The sequence below is a fragment of the Clostridium sp. AM49-4BH genome, from assembly GCF_003478335.1.
GTDB lineage: Bacteria > Bacillota > Clostridia > Lachnospirales > Lachnospiraceae > Butyribacter.
Window position 1 is genome coordinate 1 of sequence record NZ_QUFB01000048.1, and the last position, 22677, is coordinate 22677.

Here is a 22677-nt window from a genome sequence, read left to right on the forward strand (position 1 = left end):
ACTACATTTATATACTGTCTTTTCATTCTTCTGTTGTGGTTTTTGCTGCTAACATTCAGTATACTGTCTTTTCATTCTTCTGTTGTGGTTTTTGCTGCTAACATTCAGTCATAATAACTTTTCTATTTTAAAAATATCTTTCGAGATAACATTACTCTCACATATTCATTATATCCATTTAATAATTCTCCTAATCATCAATATGTTCCTCCCCTAAAGCAACTAGTTTACACACCGCTATTATCCTATTCCAGATATCTCCCACAATGTTTGTTAATATCTGAAACATAAATTAACCAGGCAAATATCGAAAGGATTGCGGAGCTGACAATATTCCAAAATCTTGCAAGGCTAAGGGTTTATCATAAGTTACAACATTTTTCAGCCGATACGCAATAGCTTTTTTCTTTCCCTTATAATACTTTCTAAAAAACTTATAAGTTATTCCTGAATACTCCTTAGTCTGCCGCCAAACTTTTAACACATCATCCTCTATTATATATTCAATTTCGGCTTCTCCCACAACCTGTTTCCATGGGGTTGTTGCATAAATAATAATTTTATCGATATCATCCCGACATCTAAACTTCCTATATTCATAAAGTTTTGTCCCATTTAATATACTCTCAACGTATTCTGGATTAATTGATAATAACATTTGACACATTAACATTGCCCTCCATTAGTATTTTTTTAAATTGGTTCTCACTCAATCGAACATCTGTGGGATATTGATTTTGCATTGTCCAGCATCCATTTTTATCCAGCCAATCCATATTTACATTATTACCTGCGCCAAAATACCCAAAATACAACATCTCCATGACAACAACGTTATGATATTCATTATACTGTCTTAATAATTCTTTCTCATCAAAGACAGATTTATTTCCTATTCTCTGTTTTATTCCCCAAAAGACATCAAAAAACGATTATTACTTTTGGCTTGAATCACATCTGTAATGACACAATATGATGTAATGCATGATTTAAATCTTTTACCAGCACCCTGTGTATACTTACGATATATCAAAACAGGTTCCCCAATTTTATATTTTATTTGCGGGGCTTTGCCTACATATATTTTGCAAAGTCCATTACTTACGCTACTGCCAATCTCCGTTTGTAACATCATCTTATTTGCAAGCTCCGAATATGCAAACATCGTGTCATGATATTGATCTTCTACAATTACGTACCCTGCACAATCAAAACCTGCCTTTATAAACGGAAATGATCCATAGACACTACTAAAATCTATTTTTTTACGATTTTTCATCAAAACATTCTCACCATTACGATTTTTTCCAATATTTATAAAACCAAATCTCTCAAATTGCACAATAAGTGTTTTATGCTTATCAAACACTGTCACATAAATTTCATCACAATCTGATTGCTGCCATTTCCATAAAATTAAACCTATGGCCCCTTCTCCAATTCGTTGTCTTCTGTATCTTTCCGCAATTCTAAACGTACTTATTTTTATCCTCTTAAAAGCTGGCAAAACATCATTTTTTAACTCAATGCACTCTTGTTCTTCTTTTATAACCACAAAAGCACCAATTCCAATACCATCTTCGAATACTAATGCCGTGGAACCATTGTTTGCTTTCTTATTAAACCATTCAATAAATCCAGTACTATTGGCATTTCCAGGATAATCAGCCTTTAACGTATCAAAAAATTCATCATCTAAGTTTATATCTGCAAATTTTCTTAAATAAAATCTTCCTGCCATATCATCTTTTCTCCTCTCCTATTTTTTCTATAATGTTCATCAAATCGTTACTGCCCGTTGAAACAATTAGTTGTACATTTAAAGTCGTCGCAATCTCTTCAGCATACTTCTTTTCTTCTTCTTGAAAAGTATATAGGCTATTTTCATTTTCAAAGATTCCATCTCTTCGCAACCTACGTTCTGCAATAACTGAAGTTTTTTCCATTAACAGAACAATTTTATCTGGATTTAAGAAGGAGAATAGGCCTGGTGATATTCTCAAAATTTTTCCCTCTTTATTCAACAAGCAAAAATGACCATCTAATATAAATTCCTCTTGTTTCATACGCAACTCATTAATGGCCATCTGAAGGAACATCTGATTTTGGTCAACATCCATAACTTGTTTATCTGATGCCATCACCTGATTACTTTTTTCTGCAATTAATTCACTTGCCGAATATGCTTTAATTCCCAATCGTTCCCCCATCATATTACAAAAATAGGTTTTTCCTACTCCATGAATTCCGCTTACAAATATCATTTTCACCTCTCCAATCTAAAACAGTTCTTTACTTAAATCTCACCTGTAAATTCAATTTAATATACATCTGTCCGTCTTCCTCATAAAGGCTCATATATTCATGCCTTCCCGTGGAAGCACGCTCACAAATAGTATTATCAACCAAGTACTGTTCGAAGAAATTGCGGTTGTAAATATGATATGCCAACACTTCACCATCAGCCTTTACAATGATATAACCCCCATTCGCCTCATCCAATCCGTCCCACGGCTTTGCCGGCTTTAACCCTAATGCACAAGAACAGAGAAATTTTTTGAATTTATATTCATACATTGCAGCATCACCATATCCTAGCGGGTCACGCTCTCCTGCCATTTCCACCAATTTCTTGCAATCTTTAACATCTTCATTATAAAAATAAAGAAGCAAATCCCCTAAGATTTCAGGCATACTGCTGTCTACCATAATCAGATTACGTTTAAACCCCTTATGACTCATATCGGCATAACTGATTTTTCCACCATATTCCCTAATCTTTTCCATGCGATCATGAATTTTAGTTCTGGTTTCTATTGCATTAATTTCTTTCGCCTGCTCCCAATTCAGTCCATCAACTTTATATATAAAATTAGTAGTCTTTCCTGCATTCAAGAGTGTAGGTGCGTTTCCAACCTCTGACTTAATTGAGAAACCAACTTTACGAACAAGATTTGTATATACGTCTTGAATCTGCATTGTAATATCTGTCGTATCCGTCGATGGGGCTTTAAGTTTTGTTACTTTAATTCCATTGACAAAAGATGCCACTTCTTCCACTTCAAAGCTTCCGCTATGTACCGCAATTTCTTCCAACAATTTATCAGCTTCTTCCTTCAAAGATTCACGATCTATTGTCATAATTCTACGTGATTGCGTTTCTATCACTACTGCATCATTTTCTATACAATAGTCATAAACTTCTCCTTTTTGTTCTTCTCTGATAATCTTTAAAATCGGATAGTATACATTGTCAATTTTTTCCACTTTCTCATTTGCCGCATAAACTCTCCCCTGACTTAACAAACGCAAAAAAGCATATAATTCTGACCATTCACCTTTATTTCCCGCCATTTTGCCATCACTGTTATTTGCCATTTTCCAACACCTTCCTTATCTCCTTTGCAATCGCCTCAATTACATTGACTGTTACACTGTTTCCAAACTGCTTATACAAATGAGTATCTGCAAGCTCTAACCTAAAATCGTCAGGAAATCCTTGTAATCGTGCCCATTCACGAGGTGTCATCTTACGGATTCCTTCCTTGTTAACTTCTCCCTTTATGTGTGTTACCGGTGTGAAATTCGTAAGTCTCTTATCAATAATAAGATTCCTTTCTCGCCCCATTCCGCCGCACACAATGGCTCCTGCCTGACCATCAAGATCCCGAATCTCATAACCAAAACCATTTCCCTTCGATTGGTGCCTTGCCTTATGTCTACGTAATGTTTCCATATAAACCGTGGAAAGATAATATTTCACACTAACTTCCTTTTCTTCCATAATATCCTTAATGCATGTATCAGAATTATTTCCTTCCGGAAACTTAAATTCGTTGCTGTCAATATCATTTCGAAAGGCTACTATGTATATTCTTTCTCTGTTCTGAGGCACTCCAAAATCCCTACTATTCAAAACCCTGTCATACACCTTATATCCAATCTGCTCAAAAGCTCTCTTAATAACCTTAAAAGTGCGCCCTTTGTCATGAATGGTGAGTCCCTTTACATTTTCACAAAAAATAACTTTGGGCTTCCTATATTCACAAATTCGAACAACATCCTGAAACAAAGTTCCGCGACACATACCTTTATAATCATCATCAAATCCCATACGCTTTCCTGCCAGCGAAAATGCCTGACACGGAAAACCCGCTAAACAAATATCGAACTCTGGAATATCTTTTTCATCAATTTGAGTAATGTCTCCGGCAATATCAAAGTCATCATGATAATTTAATTTGTAGGTTTTTTGTGCATATTCATCCCATTCACTAACAAAGACAGTTTTAATGTCCTTTCCAAAGGCATTATCAAAACCTTTTCTTATGCCTCCAATTCCTGCAAACAAATCTATTGATCTATACATATTGCCTTATCTCCTTTATTCGTAATAATTATCCGTGCCCATCATTATATCGAAAATAGTTTCCTCTATAACTTGAACACACTCATCTGTATGTTTGGTTATATCTTTTCCCCAAAAGCGAATAACCGTCCATCCCAAATACTGCAGTTGTTTGTTCACTTCCTCATCCCGTTGCTGATTCTTTGATATCTTTTTAATCCAGAAATCAGCATTCTTACCCCTCTCCAACTGTGGCTTTAGGACCTCCCAGTCCTTTCCATGAAAAAATTCACTATCACAAAAAATAGCAATTTTATACTTTGTCAACACAATGTCAGGCTTCCCTGGTAATCGCTTGTCATTTTTCCGATAGCGATACCCCTTATTCCATAATGCCTTTCTTAAAGTCACCTCAATACCGGTATCTTTGTTTTTAATATTTTTCATATTTTTATGGCGTTGTTCCTTTGTCAGTCGATCCATTCAATCACCTCAACATTGTATCTCCTCATCGGGTACAACTTCCATAATATCTGATATATCACTGTTCAATGCGATGCATATTTTAAGTAAAATATCAGTATTCACATTTTCATTTCTACCTAATTTTGCAATTGATGCAGAACTGATTCCTGCTGCTTCTGCCAATTGCTTTTTCTTCATGTCGCGGTCAATCAGTAACTTCCACAACTTTTTATAGCTAATCTTCATCTTACTCCTCCAAAGATGCTCGATCAAATAAAGCCCCACCAAGAAATCGAACATACTTTCTGTTATCTTATCATAATTCGTTCATGATTTCAAGAGAAATCACAACAATTTATGAGAACGCTTAATTTTAATATTTCTGAAACCCTTCCTATATTCAAAACTCTTCCCAATACTACTTTACATATAAAACATCCCTGTGATATTCCAGATATGCAAGCAATTTTGTCGAAGGTTGCAGATCAACCTTCATCCCCTTAAATATGTGCAGTCGCGATTCATTTGCGGCTCCAACATACGGAGATATTATCATATTCCCTTCTATCGTAAATGTAATTAATCCACTGTCAAACAATCTATCCATATTTGCGCTCAACAATAGCCCATTTTCTGTGTCAATTCTCTCTTCATTATCACACACCCGCCATGGCTTAATATGGCTTGCAAACAACAATTTGGTTGTATCAATACCCGTGACAACACAATGATGATTATACTTTTTCATTAAGTTATCACGATATTTTCCCTGCCCTATTCTGGCTTTAATAATAACCTGTTTCTCCGTATCATTTAATATCGGTGAGTTCTTTATTTCTTCTTCTAATTTTTTCTCAGCACAATCATCGTCGTTTTTTCCCATCATATAATATCTATACTGCTTAAGTGCATTGCTATACATATGATTTCCACGAGTATTTTTCTCTATAAATAGTGGATTTTTAAAAATGTTGTATACTGCAATGTCCAATTCTACAAGATTCATATTCAACAAACTTTTATTTACAACTTCCCGTTCTAACATCTCATTAGATACAGTGTTCACTGCCCGCTTGTATTTATAAACGGAACTCTCACTAAGATTAGAATTTCGTATCATCCAATCGGAAAATTCGTTTAAAATTTCCATTATTAATCATCTCCTTCTCGTCTTTTCTTTTCATAAATCAACATATTCTCACTTGAAAATTTAAGTTAAAGAAATATTTTCCATCCTTCACATATACTTTTCCATAATCTCCATGACCAGAATCTGTTGACGGATAATCCATATAACAATGTTGATACAAATAATTCTTAAAAGCATCTGATTCCATTGCATAATTTGCAATCACATCACCATTTTTCTTGACTGTTATGTAACCGCCTTTAACTTTGCTACTTCCATTCCACAAAGTCGAGGCAGTCATGCCACAATAGACTGCATATAAAAATTGTTTTATCATAAACACATATTTAATTTCAGGATTAGTCAAATGACATGGATTTTTAGAAATCAGCAGATTAATAATATCAATTATATTTCTGTCATTATTTTTCTCTACGAAATGATTCCAAAGAATCCATTCTATAACCTCTGGTAATCTTGGATTTATTAAGTCTAAATTTTCTGCAAATGCTTGGCATTTTGCTCTCTTAGCGAATTCATATCCTTGATATACTAAGGTACATCCTCTTTGAATCATTAATTTGCACCTATCAGATACAGCTGCATGTCCTTTATCATCTACCAATGAATTTACCTGATGCATTAATCCTTCTGACATGCCAACCACCTTATATATAATCCCGGAAGCTCTTGATGTATTAAAAAGCGTCGGATCCTTTCCCATCTCGCTTTTAATAGAAAAGCCAATATTTTCTCTATCTATACCACTTCGCGGATCATGTGTATCTAAGAAAACATCACTTTTCTCAATACTTTTGGCTTTCAATGACGTCATCTCTATTTCCGGCAAAAAATCCATCACATCTTTTGATACATTAAATGACGCTCCCGCCCTAGAAAGAATATCTTTTTTTAGAGTTTCTGCTTTATCCAGAAACTCATCTACATTTACATTAGCAACCGGAACTTGATTAACTTCAATCACTACATCTCCAATATCAGTTCTACATGTATATGACACCTGACGGTCTTTAGTTTCCTGTCGAACCAATCTCAAAACAGTCATCCATTCTGACAAATTGATATTTCCATATTCATCTGCCATATATATTTTCTGATCCCCAAGAAGCTTTAATGCTACATATGGTTCGCTCCATTCTCCTCTGTTCATGTAACTCCTCCTCTCGCAATCATCCATACTATGATATCTGCAAACAATATCGCCACTTTCCTTATCATTTATTATAAATCATCCCTATTACCATCGCAACAAAAACAACTTCAGTCACTGCAATAACCGCCTCTCCACCTCCTCTTCCACGCGCATCCTAATCCCATTCACTCGTCTCACCCATTCCATCGGATTCTCCGCTTTCAGCCGTTCATCCACGCTCTCCTTCTCCATGATCCGCTTTACCGCCAGCTCCACTCCCCGGTGACATTCCTCGTCCACCTCATGCAGATACCGATTCCAAGTTCCATCCTGCAGCATCATCCGATATTCATGTGCTTTATGTTCCCACATATATTCCGCACGGATCAAACCATACTTTCCAATGGGATAGTCTGTTTCCTGCTCAAATGTCAGATCAGGATAGTAACAGCCATTCTCTGCCAAGTGATAGATCAATCCGTTTTCCTCTATTACTTCCGGCAACACTTGCTCCTCTAAATCTCCTGTAGAAACCTCTTCCATCTGCCTCATATCCTGTAATTCTTCTCTCTTCATAATTCTGTCATCCTTTCTCCCTAACGGATAAGAGAAAGAAATCTTTCCCTTATCCTGATCATCTAAATTAAATGCCCTTTTATCGTCTGTGTAAATGTTCTTCTCCTTTACCCGGCAGTATATCGGCGATCCTCTCCTTAAAGGCATCCCACAGATTCCTACCATTGATCTTCAGCTCTCGCATAAATCCTTCGGCTTTATCAAGAATCTGCCGAAGCGTATTGTTTTCACTTTGAATCTTCTGATTCTCATACTCCAACTTCTCTTTTTCATATCGTATTTTCACTATTTCATCAAAAAATTCTGCCTGCTGGTCTGTCACCGCTACACTGCTATATTTATAATACAAGTCCTCTGCCGTTTTCAGATGAGAAGTAACTTGTCGTTTGGCTTCCTCCGTTTCTTCTATTACACGATCACGCTCCGCCCTGACAACACCTGTTTCTGCCTGCATTGTCTCCATCTCATCCTTTGCAGTAGCCAATGCCAGTTCCATACTTTCCTTATCCGTCAGCAGCTTTTTAACTTCATCCTGCAACTTGCCGTGCTGATTTGCAAGCAGCTTGTAATCCCCTTGCAATAACCGATAGTCTCCCTGAAGTTGATCACATTCCAAGCGAAGCGTTTCCTTGCTATTCAGCAAATTTCCGTGTTCTCTTTGCAATGCATCATACTTCTGTTTCAGTTCATTACTCAGCGACAAATAATGTAAATACCTATCCTCTGCTTCCTCCTGCTTAACCTCCCATTGTCTGTAAGATTGCTCCATCTCCGCCATTTGCTTTCTCTGTGTACGCAACTTTTCCCAATTTGATTCCATACATCTTTCCTGCTGTTCCATAGTATCTGCCTTGTCCTGAAGTCTTCGTTCTAATTCTTCTACTTCCTGCTTTCGCATCTTTTTCTCATAGTTGTACACTGACAAATGCTTTTCATGAGTCCCCAGTTTCTTCCACCCAAAACCACGTTGCTGCATTAGAGTTGCAAGATTTTCCTTTTCATTTCGCACCCATTGCATACTTTCCGTATCATTCCGTCCTGTTCCGGCAAAACCAAGTGCTTTCATAGCACCCTTTAAGGACACCTTTGTTGATATGCCTCGTTTATTTCCTTCGGAAAAGGGAACAAAATCGATATGAAGATGCGGAGTCTGTTCATCCATATGAAGAACTGCATTGAACACCCGCAGACTCGGATTTCTTTCTTCAAATCCCCTCATATATTCTTCAAGGATCTGTCTGACCACTGCAGTCTCCTCCATCATACAGTTGGAATCCTTCATATTCCCGATCTGAACAATGACCTCCGTGAACAAATGCTCCTGATGACCATCCTTTATCTTATTGTAATAATCTTGAATTATTCGATCTTTCCGTTTTTGTTTAGCATTATATTCTTCCACAGCCTCGTCAAACAGTTCGTGATAAATTCCCCTGAGGTCTCTCTGCACAAATACAACATTTTGACTTATCCTGTCGGGATCTACATTCTCTGCCACAAATACCCTGTTATTATGTTTTAGGCATCCATTGCCTATCGTTACCGAAATCGTTCTCTCCATATGTGATCAGTCCTTTCTTTTTATCCGTTAATTGCTTCTGTAAAAATTCTCTGCTCATTGTTTTATTCCTCCAATCTGCTTTGCATTTTTTTAATCTCGATATCATCAATCAGCGCATTATTTCTGTGCATGATAAAGTTTCGAAGAAGCCTCGCTTCCCTTAGTTGAATTTCTAAAGTAATTCTTTCTCTGGGATTTCATATTCCAGTCAAAGTCAAGCCGCTAGGCGATGACTGAGACGGAATATGTTTTGTTACTTTTGTCAAAAGTAACGCAAAGGCACTTTTGGCTGCGACGCCTCCAAAAATGCAACCTGCTCCGAACGGTAAACCGTTCTTCTCAGGCTTTGCGCCCTGCTGGGAGCCTAACTTCCGCATCCAGTCAGTGAAAATACCGCTGCATTGCACCGATATTTTCCTGCCATCTGCTCGTAAGTCCTACTCCAATCTCTTAGAAATACTACTTTTACCTCGTAAAGCTGTCTTATCTTATTCTCTCCTCATACTACTTCAATCCCTTATATTCTCTAGCTTTCGCCACTTTGTCCATTACAGATAAAAGAGCATCCACCGTGCTTTCTTCCCACCCGGCTAACCATATCAGTGTCCGGATTTCTTCCTGCGACAGATCTACATCACGCAGAAATTTCAGTATCTTTTCCATCTGCCGGCTTTGATATTCCGTCAATCCAACCACCCCGTTTCATTCAGATGTGCTAGTGTAAAGTGATAGTTTTCCTGCTTTTGCTAGTGTAAAACGATAGCAATTTCTGAAAATGATAGTGCAAAGTGATAGCACCGTCTACTCCTTCTCCGGCACATATATATTTTTTGATAGCAATTTTTTAAAAAGATATAGTTTTTTCTATCTTTTTCGCTGAAAATATATAGAAACTGCTATCTATGCATCCATCTGTGACGGTCGTGACGATGGTGACGATATTTTCACTACACCCCGGCATCAAAAATACCGTCACAACCGTCGCATATCGTCACGCTTTCTAACCTGCAGGAGAATTTATCGAATTCTTTACAAGTTCCTCATCTTTTACAACATAGTCTGTTACATTATCTTTCTTCTCAAGGGATATCACCCGACCATTGTGTCCACGGCTGGCAGCATAACGAATGCCATGATCCAGATACAACCGCTCCACACTAACATTCAATTTTCGTGTCAGAACATTCGGCTGCATATTCAAACCACTTAATTCCTGAAGCAGTTCTGTGGCTGTTCCCTGCCACGAATGCCGCAGACTCATAAATTCCACGATTTGTTCCAACACTTCATCCGGTGGCTCTTTCCAAAGCTCCGTTTCCGCTTTCACCAGTTTCCATACACACTGCTCTCTTTCAAATTCAAGTGACAGTTTCTGGTCTGGTTGATCACGCCCGGCAATCTCCAATGTTGCTTTATTCTGCGTACGCTTTTCCTTCTGCATAACAAACGCTCCATCCGCCGCCCCAAGCAGACCGTTGGTGCCGGAGATCATATCGAAACTATCCGAAGATTCCAGTTTTCTCGTATGATGAACCAGCAAAAGACAAATTGCATGTTCATCGCTGAATTTCTTAAGCCGGGTAACAATATCGTAGTCACTGGCATAACTGTATTTGTCTCCGCCAACCTCCCGGACTTTCTGCAGCGTGTCAATAATGATCAGCCGTGCATCCTTATGTTCCGCTACAAACCGGCTCAATTGTTCTTCCAATCCCTGATTTAATGTCTTGGATCGTGTTGCCAAATGAAAAGCATCTGTACTTTCTACCCCAAACATTCTTGAAAGACGTTTCTGCAGTCTGCCATAATCGTCCTCCAATGCAAGATACAATACAGTTCCACCATTGACAGGATAATCCCACAACTGTATTCCCCGGCTCACATGATATCCAAGCTGTGCCATAAAAAATGACTTTCCAACCTTCGGTGCACCGACAAACAAATACGTCCCATTGTAGAGTAACCCATCCACGATCGGCACTTTCGGCGGATAAACGGTATCATATAGTTCTTCCATTGTAACCGTCTGCAGAATGTCCTGTCTGGATTTCCCCGGACTGACTTTTTTGTCTGTTATCCCCACATTTCCTGTGGCTTGCAGATTGTTTTGTCTCTGATCATCTGTTATAATTTCGTTGTGTTTATTACATAACGGCTGCTTCCCATCTGCGCCAACAGATGATCCCGGAGCAGTCGCTTTTTTCTTATCCATCATTCCTCTTCCTCCTTCATTCCATCGAGAGTAATCGCCACAAGCTGTAAAGTATAAAGAAATTCCTCACTCAGTTCCGCTGCGTTCTCTATGCGTTTTAATTCTTGATAGATCTGTAACATCTGATCCCGCAATGCTTTATATACCCGTGGATTTCCCTGCACAACAATGTCCTGGCACTGCAGCCTGCGGATAATATAATCCTGCTTGGTCAACCCGGATAATCGAACCATGCGGTCAATCTGTTCACTTTCCTCCTGCGACACTCGAAATGCCACTGTCTTATGTCTCCACCTTCCCTGATGATCTAATCTTCTATCCATCGTAGTCCAACCTTCCTTTCTGTCACCGTAAAATGTTATCACCCTTTATAACCGGCATCTTCTGCGTCCTTCTTGATCTGATCAACAGATATTTCTTCCTCAATATTTCCAGTCAGGACAATATCTGTTATCCTCTCAACATCCAGCCGGTTCGCCATTTCCGTCTGTTTATTCGGGAACAAATGAGCATAACGATAGGTAATGTCAATACTCTCATGCCCCACCCGGTCAGCAATCGCCAATGCAGAAAATCCCATTTCTATCAAAAGTGAAATGTGCGAATGTCGCAAGTCATGAATGCGGATTCTTTTCACCCCTGCCGCTTTGGCACCACGATCCATTTCATGATGCAGATATGACTTTGTGATCTGAAAGATCCGTTCGTTTTTGCCAATGTCATATAACATCCGAATATAATCCTGCATTTCCTCACAAAGAAACTTCGGCATCTTGATCGTGCGGTTACTTTTAACCGTTTTTGGAGAAGTAATGACATCACGCCCTTTTAAACGCTGATATGATTTGTTGATCGTCACTGTCTGTCTTTCGAAATCAAAATCCGCCGGCGTCAGTGCTAGAAGTTCTCCCATCCGGACGCCACACCAATACAACATTTCAAATGCATAATATGACCTTGGTTTATCCATCATAACATCCGCAAACTTCAGATATTCTTCCTTCGTCCAAAAAAGCATTTCTTTATGTTCTTCACACCCCATCGTACCAGCTTTCTGTGCCGGATTACTCGGTAAATGATAGAATCGCACCGCATGATTAAATATCGCACTAAGCTGACTGTGAATCGTCTTTAAGTATGTGGGTGAATAGACTTCCCCATTCTCTCCCTGATATCCCAAAAGTTTACTCTGCCAGGCAATCACATCCTTCGGCTCTATCTCCGCAATCTTGCAGTTGCCAAAATACGGCAGTATCTTCGTCCGTATAATATGGCTCTTAGATTCCCATGTGTTTTCCTTTACCCGTTTCTTTTTATCCGCTTCATAGATTTCAAAAAAGCTGGCAAAGGTCATATCAAGCTTCGATTCGCTTTTCAACATCACCTCCCGTTCCCACTGCTGCGCCTCCCGCTTCGTCTTAAAACCTCTTTTCTGCGTCTGCTTTCGTTCGCCCTGCCAGTTGGTATAACGATAGATCACACGCCATTTATCACCGTCTTTATACACAGCCATAGCATCATCTCCTTTCCGGCTGCACTAAGATCACTGTATCTACAGCAGTCAGCCTTCTTCGCCGTAGCATAACTTCTTGCGAAAGAAGCTGGTATTCACTCTCCCGGATATCGTCAGATAGCCAAGCTCCCGCATCTCTGCATTAAGCTCCCGGACCACCTTGTAAGCATAGGATTTAGACACCTTTAACTCTTCCGCCACTTCCTCAACTGTCATAAAATTCTTCTCCATCAGCATCACCTCCCTTCCAATGTTAAGGTTCATGCACTAACTCAATTTGTTTAAGTTGTTGTTTGACATAATACTAAACATTTTAATTTAAGTCAAGTGGTTTGCGGAAAAATATTAACTTTATTTGTTTAGTTTTCTCTTGCTATCCTATTTCCCTCATGCTATACTCTACCTAAACAAAAATGTTTATTATTGCATTTATAACCACAAAATGGCAACGAACAAGAAAATGGAGGAAATAAACATGGCAATCGGACAAAGGATCAAATTTTTCCGAAATAGAAAAGGCTTCACGCAAAAGCAGCTTGGCGAAGTGCTCGGTTTTCACGGCAAATCATCCGATGTACGCATGGCACAGTACGAATCGGAAGCACGCATTCCAAAACAGGAACTGATAAAAGAAATGGCTGACCGGCTGGAAGTTGACACAAAAGCATTAACTGTACCAAACATTGACAACTATTTGGGACTCATGCACACATTCTTCGCATTAGAAGATATGTATGGGCTGACCATCGAAGATCATGACGGCAATATCTGCTTTAGCTTTGATCCGGCAATAACAGAACCTCACTCAACACTTAATGACTACCTCAAAACATGGCTCCGGCAGAAAAACAAACTGGAGCATGGGGAGATCACCAAAGAACAATATGATGAATGGCGGTATAAGTATCCGGCACTGGAAACTCTGCAGAAAAAGTAAAATTTTTCCTATGTTACCAAAAAAAGCATCGTGACAAATATGCTTTAATTTGATAAAATTAATTTGCACATTGATATAACTATGCTAATAATCATTATTATCTTATCCACGAAAGCAGGGCTTCCTGTTGATTATATTTCACTCCTGTTTACCTCGATTCAAACTTGGGTTGTTGTGAAAGGAGATATCAAAATGACGAATTTGTTTGATTGGATTGTGAGCGGTGCATGCGGAGTGGATTCTTCAACTACTCGGCATTTAAAGTGAACAAGATAAAAATGATTTGGGCATCGCTTGGAGGTTCAAATCCTCCCCGCTCCGTTTAGGACTTTCTTAACATGAAAGTCCTCTTTTTATTTATCTCATCTACTAAACCACAACAAAAAAACCTTACCGACTTCAGTCCTCACAACTGAAAATCAGTAAGGTTTTTATATGCAATAAAATAATTTACTCAATGAATAACGGAAAAAATGTTGCCAAATCGTTGCCACGTTCTAAACAAATTTGTTTGGAATAAGCATAAATTCTAGCTTCATTCAGACGCATAAATTATTCAAACTCTATCGTTCCAGGCGGCTTGCTCGTCAGATCATAAAAGATACGATTTACGCCTTTCACCTCATTAATAATTCGCGTCATGACTGTCTGCAGCACCTCAAATGGAATCTGTGCGCTTTCTGCCGTCATAAAATCGATGGTCTGTACTGCACGCAGAGCAACCGCATAGTCATAGGTTCTTTCGTCGCCCATGACACCAACGCTTCGCATGTTGGTGAGTGCTGCGAAGTACTGGTTTGGCATCCAAGGTGCTTCTTTGCCGTGTTCGTTTTTGTAGGCTTCTGCAGCCTTGTCCACTTCTTCACGATAGATGAAATCAGCGTCCTGTACGATGCGAACTTTATCAGCGTTTACCTCGCCGATGATACGAATGCCAAGTCCCGGACCTGGGAATGGCTGACGGAATACGAGTTTTTCCGGAATGCCAAGTTCCAAACCTGCTTTACGCACTTCATCTTTGAACAGATCGCGCAAAGGCTCGATGATTTCCTTGAAATCTACGAAGTCCGGTAATCCACCTACATTGTGGTGGCTCTTGATGACAGCGGATTCACCGCCAAGACCGGATTCTACAACATCCGGGTAAATGGTTCCCTGTGCCAAAAAGTCTACCGCACCGATCTTCTTTGCTTCTTCCTCAAAGACGCGGATAAATTCTTCACCAATGATTTTGCGCTTATGCTCCGGCTCGGTAACCCCTGCCAGTTTGCTATAGTAACGATCCTGTGCATTGACACGGATAAAATTAAGATCGAAGTCTCCTGCCGGTCCAAATACCTGCTCAACCTCGTCGCCTTCGTTTTTACGAAGAAGTCCGTGATCTACAAATACACAAGTAAGCTGTTTACCGATTGCCTTGGAGAGCAGACCTGCTGCAACAGAGGAATCTACACCACCGGACAATGCCAAAAGCACTTTGCCATCGCCAACTTTTTCGCGGATCAGCTTGACCTGCTCTTCTACGAAGGAGTCCATACGCCAAGTACCCGCACAGCCGCAAATGCCGCGTACAAAGTTGTACAGCATTTCTGTTCCCTGCTGTGTATGAAGCACTTCCGGATGGAACTGGATCGCATAAAGATTACTTGCTGTATTTTGAGCTGCCGCTACCGGGCAGTCTGCTGTATGTGCAATGATTTCAAAACCTGGAGCAACTTTTGAAATATAATCAAAATGGCTCATCCAGCACACGGTGTTTTCATGAATCCCCTTGAACAAAGGAACTTCCGTATTAACAGCCACGTCTGTTTTGCCGTATTCGCGCACAGGTGCTTTCTCGACTTTACCGCCAAGAACATGCTGCATTAACTGAGCACCATAGCAAAGTCCCAACACTGGGATTCCCAGTTCAAAAGTTCTTTAGAATAAGTAGGGGCACCCTCTTCATAGCAGCTATTCGGTCCACCTGTTAAGATGATTCCTTTCGGATTCATCGCCTTGATCTTTTCTATATCAGTTTTGTAAGAATAAATCTCGCAATATACATTACATTCTCTGACTCTTCGTGCGACCAACTGGTTATACTGTCCGCCAAAGTCCAGCACGATGACTAATTCCTTATTCAATGTAGTACCTCCTTGTGTTTTAACAATATGGTTCTATCATACATTATTTTCGAATTGGTTACAAGAGTGAGCTTAATTCGTTTATTTCGGCAAACTGACACGGAAAGTCACCATGCCATCTCCCGCTTTTGCAGTAATAGATCCCTTATGACTATCGACGATTTTTTTTGCAATGGACAGACCAATACCCTGCCCTCCGGTTTTGGAAGATCTGGAACTGTCACTGCGATAAAATCGGTCAAACATCCGCTTAGTATCCGGAAGCTCTTTTTCGGTAGTATTTTTCACAACCAATACCGCACCATGTTGTGTTTTAGTAAGACGCCATACGATCTTGCCCCCATCATTGACATATTTCGCAGCATTTTCGGTAAGAATGGATACCAACTGTGCAATCTGTTCACGATTCACGCGAATCGTAACCCCCTCTTCCAGGTGCAGCTTTAATGTTACCTTCTTTTGTGTTGCAACTTCTTCAAATGGCTCAATTGTTTCTTCTAATAGCAGCTTAAGATCTGCTTCTTGTTTTTCACTCTTTTCTTGAACCTCATCTAACTTTGCGAGAACGAGCAGTTGATTGATAAGCTTTCCCATATGTTTGGTCTGATCAATAATATTTTGCGTCCATTCATTTCCATCACCTTTGTACTGCAGTACCTCCGCATTTGCTGAAATAATGGCAAGCGGTGTTTTGAGTTCATGGCTGGCATCGGTGATAAACTGTTTTTGCCGGTTGGAATTGAGTTCAAACGGACGAACTGCGCGTTTGGAAGCGATGGCAAAAATAACCGTGATCAAACAGGTGAGTAGTGTTGATACCGTGATGGTGATCGTCACTGCCAAGTGATAAAAGCTCTGATTTTCTTTGCAGTCCAGAAAGATAATGGAACGCACTTGACTATCTTTATACTCTTTGCGGTAACGATAGCTGCCTACCAGACCTACCTTTCCCCTGCGAAGCATCGCCATCTTAGTCATTCGAACTGCCTTTTTCACATCAACCGCCGCAATGTGATCCATATTTACGTTGGTCACTTTTTTGTCTTCATCCAAAAAAATCCGGAAAAATCGAGTGCGATAAGACGAATCCTCATTATAATTGTTAAAATATCTTTCAAAGGCCTGACTGTTTTTTTGCTGCTGTTTGTAATCTTTTAATTGTGGGACGGTACCATTATTTTCACTGATCATCGCTGTGATCTGGTCCGCCTGACGATTCCGATATGCTCCAAAACACATAACTAGAATGATCGTCATAACCATAAATGCAGCGACCACAGACGCAAAAACAATCCCGATCATTTTCAAGCGCAGTTTTTTCATAAGTCCAGCCACTCCTTCCTACTACAATCTATTTATGGTTAGCTTCTATGCAGTCTTACGAAGCTGTATGATTTCTTCCTCTTGCACCAACTGCAGATTGCCATGGATCTGCACCAATTTATTGTTGATATAGGCAATATATAGTGCAATTTCTTCCGTGTCAACTTCTCCCGGAAATACTCGTTTTACAATTTCTTCTTTGGAATAACTGACATTTTCCTTTTCCAAAAATAAAGCAAGGAGCTTTGCTTCTTTGACGCTCAATATCAAACTGCCGGATTTTGCGGACAGTTCATTGCTCTCCAAGTCAAGTGTTACGTTGGCAAGATTCAATACCGTCTGCTGATACTCCTTATTGCGGCGCACCATTGCTTTCACCCTCGCAACGAGTTCGCCCATTGCAAACGGCTTGGCGAGATAATCGTCAGCGCCCATATTCAGTCCCTCGATACGATCTTCGGTCTCTGCTTTGGCAGTCAGCAGCAAAACCGGCGTATAATCTTCTCGGTCACGCATATTTCTAGCCACTTCCGTCCCTTCCATACCGGGCATCATAATGTCAAGTATAGCAATATCAAAGTGCTCTTTTTGCAGTACCTCGTCTGCTGCCAGCCCGTCCATCACGGCCGTCACCTCAAATCCTTCCATCTTAAGGATCTCCGAAACTGCCATCGACAATCCCAACTCATCTTCCGCGTATAATATTTTTCCTTTTGTGCTCATATCCTTATCCTCGTTTCTGCATAGATTTCCATGCAAATATATCATGTATGCTAGTCTTTGCGTAATAACCATACATACCTGTCTTTGCACAATATCCGTACATACTAGCCTTTGCGCAATTGCATACGTACCTGCCTTTGCGCAACAGCCATACATACCTGTCTTTGCACAATATCCGTACATACTAGCCTTTGCGTATCATGTCCCGCAATGTCTGCATCGTCAAGTCTGTGGACGCCATTTCTCCGGCACAGCGCTTCAGCTCTCTCTCGATCAATTCCACATTATCAATGTGTTTCTTGTACTTCATTTCATGCTCCAGGCTTGCCCAGCAATCCATCGCAATCGTTCGAAGCTGTACCTCTACTCGAATCGTGCCGCTTTCTGCTTCCGAAAACGGACATTCCAAGATCACGTGATAACTACGATAGCCATTTGGCTTAGGATTTGCAATATAATCCTTTTCTTTGACTATGCGGAACGTGCCATCCTGTTTCATGCGCTCAACTATATCGTACACCTCTCCCACAAAATGTGTCACTAAGCGAAATCCCACAATGTCGGAAACATTAGCAAGTGCAGAATCGGCCGTTGTCTCAAATCCTTTTTTATGTAACTTTTCCTGCATCCCCTCTGCCGTCTTAATACGACTTCGAATATGTTCTACAGGTGTCTCCCCAGCTTGTTTCGCATAGGCATCTACCAACTTTCGCAACCATTGCAATATCTCCTGTTCCAGATTCTGCAGCGGTATATAATACTGTCCATAATAGGCACTTTGGTTTCCCTCCATAAAAATCCCCCTTCCCACAATCCACCTAAATTTTCCTATCGGATCGACAAAAGTCATTCTCCTTAACCAAGTTCTTCACCACAGTGGCAATAGTATCTCTTGCATTTTTCCGTCAGCAATCACCAAGGATTAGAATAGAAGTATAACAAATCTTTATGAAAAAAGTATGAATCTTTTTTTCCTTATACGCCATACTGCTAACTCGCCCCTGCAAAAGCCAGGATCACACAGTCTGCCGATTTTTTTCCGCCATCGCCTGTAAATGTTCCTGCATGATCTGTCTCATTTCCTGAAATTGCAGCATAAGTCCCTCGTTTGGACTTTGGAACGCTAACAATCGATCCAAATAGCCCTGTTCCTTGACAATTTCATAGCTTTGCGGAAACTCCAATTCAAAAACCAAAGCAATATGACCTGCCAAATTATCAATCGGCACTTTTTTCGTGTCTCTAAAAATCGCCTGTTTCTGTCGAAACTGCTGCATGACTTCTTCCGTGATGAGGTGTGCGTGGATCTGTTCCGTTGCCACATTATAGATTTCTTCCAGCGGAAAATCCGTAGCAACCTTTAGGATATCAATCTTGTCTGCATCCCGAATCACCTTTGCAAACAACATTTCACGATCATTCAACTGCGGATCGATCCGAAAAGCACTGTGCCAGTAAATCGCCTTCTTGATCAGCTCTTCATTTTCACCAGAGTTATCCACAAAGCGTGCCAATAATCCGTCCTGAAATAACAATTCCACACCAAAATGTGCATGATCGATCGATTGACTGTCTACAAAAGTATGAAAACGGCGAAGTTGTTCAAACCGTCCGATATCATGTAACATTCCGATCAGCCATGCCAATGCAATATCTTCCTCCGAAAGTCCTAATTTTTCAGCAATCTGTTCACTGATATCTGCCACTCGATAGGTATGTTCCACTTTTAATCGGATTTTTTCATCGTGTATATCATATGTGCCTGTATACTCTTGGAACGCCTGCTTTACTCGTTCTCTATCTATTACCACAAAATTACCCCTTTCTCTTTGCAATCAAGTTCATTATGAACCTTTCTGTTTCATTGCGCAAGACATTACGTTTGCAAGCCAAATATGGCTTACTTTTATTGCTGTAGCAGCAGTATTTTCAGCCATCCACCATGCACTTTGGTCTATCATCGATAACCAAGTTATGCTCTATGGCACATTAAAGGAACAAGAAAACAAACTGGATATGATAATGCGTAATTTGGAATCACAGTCGGTAAATACAGGTTTTGTGCCCCAACAGGCAACACTAAGCAATCCGCCTGCCGCTACCAATGTTTCCCAGCAAAATACTCCTAATTATGGTAGCTGGAGTACAGATGTTATTGATCAGTCCAGTTGGGAATGTCCAAGATGTGGTGCGACAACATTCGGTAGCAGATGTAAAAGTTGTGGATTTTTTAAGGATTAATTTTCAAAAATAATATTTATTGACAAACAAGGGGAGTGCTTTGAAAGCATTCCCCTTGCTACATCTCTTACAGTGTCTTTCCCAATTCCTCTAATTCCTTCATGGCATCTGAGTTCTGCGACAGTTCATCTCTGCCATTAGCGGAATAAGATTTCTAGAAAAGCATATCCCATGCCTTTCGACGGTTCTATCATCAAAGCTTTCACATACAGCCCGCACAGCTGCTTCCTGATAATATCTTCCAGCTATTTTCTTATCTATCGTTATATTTTTCAAACTACTTCTCATAGATTGAAGGTTAAATAATTTTTCTAAATCTCTCTTAGAATAGATTGCAGCTATCTTTCGTTCCGGATACTGATTATTAATAATGCGCATATCAAAACCATTTGTAAAAAATACAACCGGTCTTCTGCCATGTTGCTGTTCTATACTATCTGCATATAATTTTGCCTGCTGCCGTCCTTTTGCCGCATCGTCAGCTTATGTCTTACGTGCTTTGCTCTTGGTTATACCGTTGGTTCTAAGAGCAATGATAAAACACAAAAATGACCGCCCTTCAGTCTGGTAAACTAAGCGGTCATTTTTGATCCATATATCAGGCTAACCGTCTATCGGTAGCACCTTCTTTATTAGTATACTAACATCTAACCACTCATATGTCAAACACATATTCTATTTAATCAGTTCTGCAAATCCGAATTTGTACAAATCCTTATGTAATTGCAATATATAATTTGCCGTTACAGGAATATAATCATAGTTTTTGTGAATTGTGTTCAACACATCTCGATATCCTGCAATCTCAGACTCATTTCTGCTCGCAGGAGTCGTCTTTTCAAGAACCAGATTTTTCAATCGATCCTCCGAAGTAAAGATGCCCTCAATTCTATTAGAAGCCTCTGTACTTTGGATCTTCGCCAATTCGACCAACTCATTTAGTTCATCTCTATGAGCTTCAATAAACAATCTTTGCTCTCCCTTAAACTCGTGGATCAAGGTCAACTGTTTGACTATATCCGGGCTAAGAAGCTTTTGCCAATTCTCCTTATAATCAATGATTCTCACTTTTAATTACCTCATCCATCCTTCAATTTTACCGGTATATAGGCTGCAAAATTTTCTGTCAACATTATGAGACACAAACAGCAGGCAACATTTCGTTCCCTGCTGTTAAAAATCCTATCATCCGACAAAGATACTCCTGCCTGGCAGATCAGTCTCTCCATAATCAGTGTTCTGGCAATCAACTGATTTTCTCTCTGTCTTTGATTATTTACTAGGAATCATCCTAGCAATACGTCCAGCGAATTCGTTAATATTCTGCGTCTGCAAAATAACACGTCCCGGACCTACTAACCTGGTCAGGAAAAGACCTTCGCCACCTAAGAAAATATTTTTAAGACCTTTGACTGTCTCAATCTCGTAGCTGACAGAACGCTCAAACGCCACAACGTTACCTGTGTCTACTTTAAGCACCTCTCCCGGCTGCAGATCTTTAATGACTTTGTCACCATCGATCTCCAAAAATGCCATACCGACACCGGACAGATCCTGCAAAATAAAGCCCTCACCGCCAAACAAACCGGCAGAAAACTTTTTCGTAAATGCGACATTTAAATTTACTCCCGGTTCTGCACAAAGGAATGCACCTTTCTGGCATACCATTCCACCTGTCTCGCCAACGTTGACAGGCATGATCTCACCGGCTACGGTTGATGCAAAAGCAATGGTTGTGCCCGGTGCCTGTGCTGTGTATCTCGCCATAAACATGGACTCACCGGCAAACATTCTTCCAACACCCTTCATAATTCCACCGTTGGTGCTCGTGCTCATTTCAATCCCGTCAGACTGCCAAACCATTCCACCTGACTGTGTGTACATTGACTCTCCGGCCTGATCAAACAAAATTTCCACTGCCGGCATAGTGTTTCCTACGATTCTGTACTGCATAAATACCTCCGTTTCAAACGCTTTTTCATCTTTCCAAGTATATTCTAACATTTTTTCACTATATCAACAATATATTTTATTACTCATACTTCCCATACCGGAAGTTATTGCAAAACCACATATTGCTTATTATGTCAAAGAATACTAAGAATTTTGCAGCCACAACATCGTGGTTTCCGCCGACAGAGAACTATAGTAATTGCCTTGCCGCATTTACGTTTTTGGTGATTTCTAGATTTTGTTGTCTCTGATGATTGATTTACATGCCCTTCGGAAACTCAAAGTCCCGGAAGCAAGGTAATCATCATTTTTGAAAGGGACTTTGCGCTCGTCGTTACTTATGTCTCGTATTTCAGAGACATTAAGTAACGTGACGTAGCGCATCGTAGCGAAAGCGTCCCGTCCAAAAATGGATGA

At 39.9% G+C, this 22677-nt stretch carries 24 protein-coding genes and 1 pseudogene; 2 read left to right on the forward strand and 23 right to left on the reverse strand.

The annotated features are described in order from the left end of the window. Positions 1 to 292 precede the first annotated feature (292 nt). From DW981_RS11760 to DW981_RS11835, 16 genes are all read right to left on the reverse strand, one after another. Positions 293 to 667: an ASCH domain-containing protein gene (locus DW981_RS11760; protein ID WP_118507847.1), complete on the reverse strand. Its 375-nt coding sequence runs from the start codon at positions 665 to 667 to the stop codon at positions 293 to 295. A gap of 237 nt (positions 668 to 904) precedes the next feature. Further along, positions 905 to 1741, reverse strand: a complete 837-nt coding sequence (locus DW981_RS11765; protein WP_118507848.1) for a GNAT family N-acetyltransferase — start codon at positions 1739 to 1741, stop codon at positions 905 to 907. Between the two features lies 1 nt (position 1742). Beyond that, a complete protein-coding gene (locus tag DW981_RS11770; protein WP_118507849.1) occupies positions 1743 to 2264 on the reverse strand; it encodes an ATP-binding protein in 522 nt (173 codons plus the stop codon). Between the two features lie 28 nt (positions 2265 to 2292). Then, complete coding sequence (locus DW981_RS11775; protein ID WP_243034742.1) at positions 2293 to 3378, reverse strand: HpaII family restriction endonuclease; 1086 nt, start codon at positions 3376 to 3378, stop codon at positions 2293 to 2295. Continuing rightward, entirely contained in the window at positions 3368 to 4369 is a 1002-nt protein-coding gene (locus DW981_RS11780; RefSeq protein ID WP_207664001.1) for a DNA cytosine methyltransferase, read from the reverse strand. Before DW981_RS11780 ends, DW981_RS11775 begins: the two co-directional genes overlap by 11 nt. 15 nt (positions 4370 to 4384) lie before the next feature. Beyond that, positions 4385 to 4831: a very short patch repair endonuclease gene (locus DW981_RS15390; RefSeq protein WP_207664002.1), complete on the reverse strand. Its 447-nt coding sequence runs from the start codon at positions 4829 to 4831 to the stop codon at positions 4385 to 4387. A gap of 9 nt (positions 4832 to 4840) precedes the next feature. Next, on the reverse strand, positions 4841 to 5059 hold the full coding sequence (locus DW981_RS11785; protein ID WP_118507850.1) for a helix-turn-helix transcriptional regulator: 219 nt from the start codon (positions 5057 to 5059) through the stop codon (positions 4841 to 4843). 172 nt (positions 5060 to 5231) lie between these two features. Continuing rightward, the gene (locus DW981_RS11790; RefSeq protein WP_118507851.1) at positions 5232 to 5963 is read right to left on the reverse strand and encodes an HNH endonuclease; all 732 of its coding nucleotides are present in this window, start codon (positions 5961 to 5963) and stop codon (positions 5232 to 5234) included. A gap of 37 nt (positions 5964 to 6000) precedes the next feature. Next, on the reverse strand, positions 6001 to 7113 hold the full coding sequence (locus DW981_RS11795; protein ID WP_182434260.1) for an HpaII family restriction endonuclease: 1113 nt from the start codon (positions 7111 to 7113) through the stop codon (positions 6001 to 6003). A 114-nt stretch (positions 7114 to 7227) separates the two neighbouring features. Continuing rightward, positions 7228 to 7671 carry a TnpV protein gene (locus DW981_RS11800; RefSeq protein ID WP_182434261.1) on the reverse strand — a complete coding sequence of 148 codons (444 nt, stop codon included), beginning with the start codon at positions 7669 to 7671 and terminating at the stop codon, positions 7228 to 7230. A 79-nt stretch (positions 7672 to 7750) separates the two neighbouring features. Next, positions 7751 to 9169: a plasmid recombination protein gene (locus tag DW981_RS11805; protein ID WP_182434262.1), complete on the reverse strand. Its 1419-nt coding sequence runs from the start codon at positions 9167 to 9169 to the stop codon at positions 7751 to 7753. A gap of 567 nt (positions 9170 to 9736) precedes the next feature. Further along, on the reverse strand, positions 9737 to 9919 hold the full coding sequence (locus DW981_RS11815) for a DNA ligase (protein ID WP_243034743.1): 183 nt from the start codon (positions 9917 to 9919) through the stop codon (positions 9737 to 9739). A 313-nt stretch (positions 9920 to 10232) separates the two neighbouring features. Beyond that, on the reverse strand, positions 10233 to 11447 hold the full coding sequence (locus tag DW981_RS11820) for a helicase RepA family protein (RefSeq protein ID WP_118507856.1): 1215 nt from the start codon (positions 11445 to 11447) through the stop codon (positions 10233 to 10235). Beyond that, complete coding sequence (locus DW981_RS11825) at positions 11444 to 11767, reverse strand: mobilization protein (RefSeq protein ID WP_118507865.1); 324 nt, start codon at positions 11765 to 11767, stop codon at positions 11444 to 11446. The genes DW981_RS11820 and DW981_RS11825 overlap by 4 nt, the downstream gene beginning before the upstream one ends. A gap of 38 nt (positions 11768 to 11805) precedes the next feature. Continuing rightward, a complete protein-coding gene (locus DW981_RS11830; protein WP_118507857.1) occupies positions 11806 to 12957 on the reverse strand; it encodes a site-specific integrase in 1152 nt (383 codons plus the stop codon). Between the two features lie 48 nt (positions 12958 to 13005). Beyond that, positions 13006 to 13191: a DNA-binding protein gene (locus tag DW981_RS11835; protein ID WP_118507866.1), complete on the reverse strand. Its 186-nt coding sequence runs from the start codon at positions 13189 to 13191 to the stop codon at positions 13006 to 13008. A 241-nt stretch (positions 13192 to 13432) separates the two neighbouring features. On the opposite strand from DW981_RS11835, the gene DW981_RS11840 reads away from it, so the two are divergent. Continuing rightward, complete coding sequence (locus DW981_RS11840; protein WP_118507858.1) at positions 13433 to 13894, forward strand: helix-turn-helix transcriptional regulator; 462 nt, start codon at positions 13433 to 13435, stop codon at positions 13892 to 13894. A 552-nt stretch (positions 13895 to 14446) separates the two neighbouring features. Here DW981_RS11840 and guaA read toward each other — a convergent pair. The 5 genes and pseudogenes from guaA to DW981_RS11865 form a co-directional block, all read right to left on the reverse strand. Next, a pseudogene (guaA, locus tag DW981_RS11845) lies at positions 14447 to 16020 on the reverse strand (glutamine-hydrolyzing GMP synthase). Positions 16021 to 16101: 81 nt separating this feature from the next. Continuing rightward, complete coding sequence (locus tag DW981_RS11850) at positions 16102 to 17343, reverse strand: HAMP domain-containing sensor histidine kinase (protein ID WP_118507859.1); 1242 nt, start codon at positions 17341 to 17343, stop codon at positions 16102 to 16104. 45 nt (positions 17344 to 17388) lie between these two features. Further along, complete coding sequence (locus DW981_RS11855) at positions 17389 to 18066, reverse strand: response regulator transcription factor (protein WP_182434263.1); 678 nt, start codon at positions 18064 to 18066, stop codon at positions 17389 to 17391. A gap of 184 nt (positions 18067 to 18250) precedes the next feature. Further along, the gene (locus DW981_RS11860) at positions 18251 to 18859 is read right to left on the reverse strand and encodes a GTP pyrophosphokinase family protein (RefSeq protein WP_118507861.1); all 609 of its coding nucleotides are present in this window, start codon (positions 18857 to 18859) and stop codon (positions 18251 to 18253) included. A gap of 223 nt (positions 18860 to 19082) precedes the next feature. Next, the gene (locus DW981_RS11865; RefSeq protein WP_118507862.1) at positions 19083 to 19877 is read right to left on the reverse strand and encodes an HD domain-containing protein; all 795 of its coding nucleotides are present in this window, start codon (positions 19875 to 19877) and stop codon (positions 19083 to 19085) included. Between the two features lie 211 nt (positions 19878 to 20088). Between DW981_RS11865 and DW981_RS14915 the strand changes: the two genes are divergently transcribed. Then, the gene (locus tag DW981_RS14915) at positions 20089 to 20307 is read left to right on the forward strand and encodes a hypothetical protein (protein WP_147352643.1); all 219 of its coding nucleotides are present in this window, start codon (positions 20089 to 20091) and stop codon (positions 20305 to 20307) included. 675 nt (positions 20308 to 20982) lie between these two features. On the opposite strand, the gene DW981_RS11880 is transcribed toward DW981_RS14915, so the two are convergent. Together DW981_RS11880 and DW981_RS11885 are read right to left on the reverse strand one after the other, a co-directional pair. Next, on the reverse strand, positions 20983 to 21375 hold the full coding sequence (locus DW981_RS11880) for a hypothetical protein (protein ID WP_022024328.1): 393 nt from the start codon (positions 21373 to 21375) through the stop codon (positions 20983 to 20985). A 204-nt stretch (positions 21376 to 21579) separates the two neighbouring features. After that, a complete protein-coding gene (locus DW981_RS11885) occupies positions 21580 to 22260 on the reverse strand; it encodes a TIGR00266 family protein (protein ID WP_118507867.1) in 681 nt (226 codons plus the stop codon). Between the last annotated feature and the right edge of the window lie 417 nt (positions 22261 to 22677).

Coding starts and splice junctions, on each gene's coding strand:
- DW981_RS11760 (WP_118507847.1), bottom strand. CDS start 667: ATGTGTCAAATGTTATTATCAATTAATCCAGAATACGTTGAGAGTATA.
- DW981_RS11765 (WP_118507848.1), bottom strand. CDS start 1,741: ATGGCAGGAAGATTTTATTTAAGAAAATTTGCAGATATAAACTTAGAT.
- DW981_RS11770 (WP_118507849.1), bottom strand. CDS start 2,264: ATGATATTTGTAAGCGGAATTCATGGAGTAGGAAAAACCTATTTTTGT.
- DW981_RS11775 (WP_243034742.1), bottom strand. CDS start 3,378: ATGGCAAATAACAGTGATGGCAAAATGGCGGGAAATAAAGGTGAATGG.
- DW981_RS11780 (WP_207664001.1), bottom strand. CDS start 4,369: ATGTATAGATCAATAGATTTGTTTGCAGGAATTGGAGGCATAAGAAAA.
- DW981_RS15390 (WP_207664002.1), bottom strand. CDS start 4,831: ATGGATCGACTGACAAAGGAACAACGCCATAAAAATATGAAAAATATT.
- DW981_RS11785 (WP_118507850.1), bottom strand. CDS start 5,059: ATGAAGATTAGCTATAAAAAGTTGTGGAAGTTACTGATTGACCGCGAC.
- DW981_RS11790 (WP_118507851.1), bottom strand. CDS start 5,963: ATGGAAATTTTAAACGAATTTTCCGATTGGATGATACGAAATTCTAAT.
- DW981_RS11795 (WP_182434260.1), bottom strand. CDS start 7,113: ATGAACAGAGGAGAATGGAGCGAACCATATGTAGCATTAAAGCTTCTT.
- DW981_RS11800 (WP_182434261.1), bottom strand. CDS start 7,671: ATGAAGAGAGAAGAATTACAGGATATGAGGCAGATGGAAGAGGTTTCT.
- DW981_RS11820 (WP_118507856.1), bottom strand. CDS start 11,447: ATGATGGATAAGAAAAAAGCGACTGCTCCGGGATCATCTGTTGGCGCA.
- DW981_RS11825 (WP_118507865.1), bottom strand. CDS start 11,767: ATGGATAGAAGATTAGATCATCAGGGAAGGTGGAGACATAAGACAGTG.
- DW981_RS11830 (WP_118507857.1), bottom strand. CDS start 12,957: ATGGCTGTGTATAAAGACGGTGATAAATGGCGTGTGATCTATCGTTAT.
- DW981_RS11840 (WP_118507858.1), top strand. CDS start 13,433: ATGGCAATCGGACAAAGGATCAAATTTTTCCGAAATAGAAAAGGCTTC.
- DW981_RS11850 (WP_118507859.1), bottom strand. CDS start 17,343: ATGAAAAAACTGCGCTTGAAAATGATCGGGATTGTTTTTGCGTCTGTG.
- DW981_RS11855 (WP_182434263.1), bottom strand. CDS start 18,066: ATGAGCACAAAAGGAAAAATATTATACGCGGAAGATGAGTTGGGATTG.
- DW981_RS11860 (WP_118507861.1), bottom strand. CDS start 18,859: ATGGAGGGAAACCAAAGTGCCTATTATGGACAGTATTATATACCGCTG.
- DW981_RS14915 (WP_147352643.1), top strand. CDS start 20,089: ATGCGTAATTTGGAATCACAGTCGGTAAATACAGGTTTTGTGCCCCAA.
- DW981_RS11885 (WP_118507867.1), bottom strand. CDS start 22,260: ATGCAGTACAGAATCGTAGGAAACACTATGCCGGCAGTGGAAATTTTG.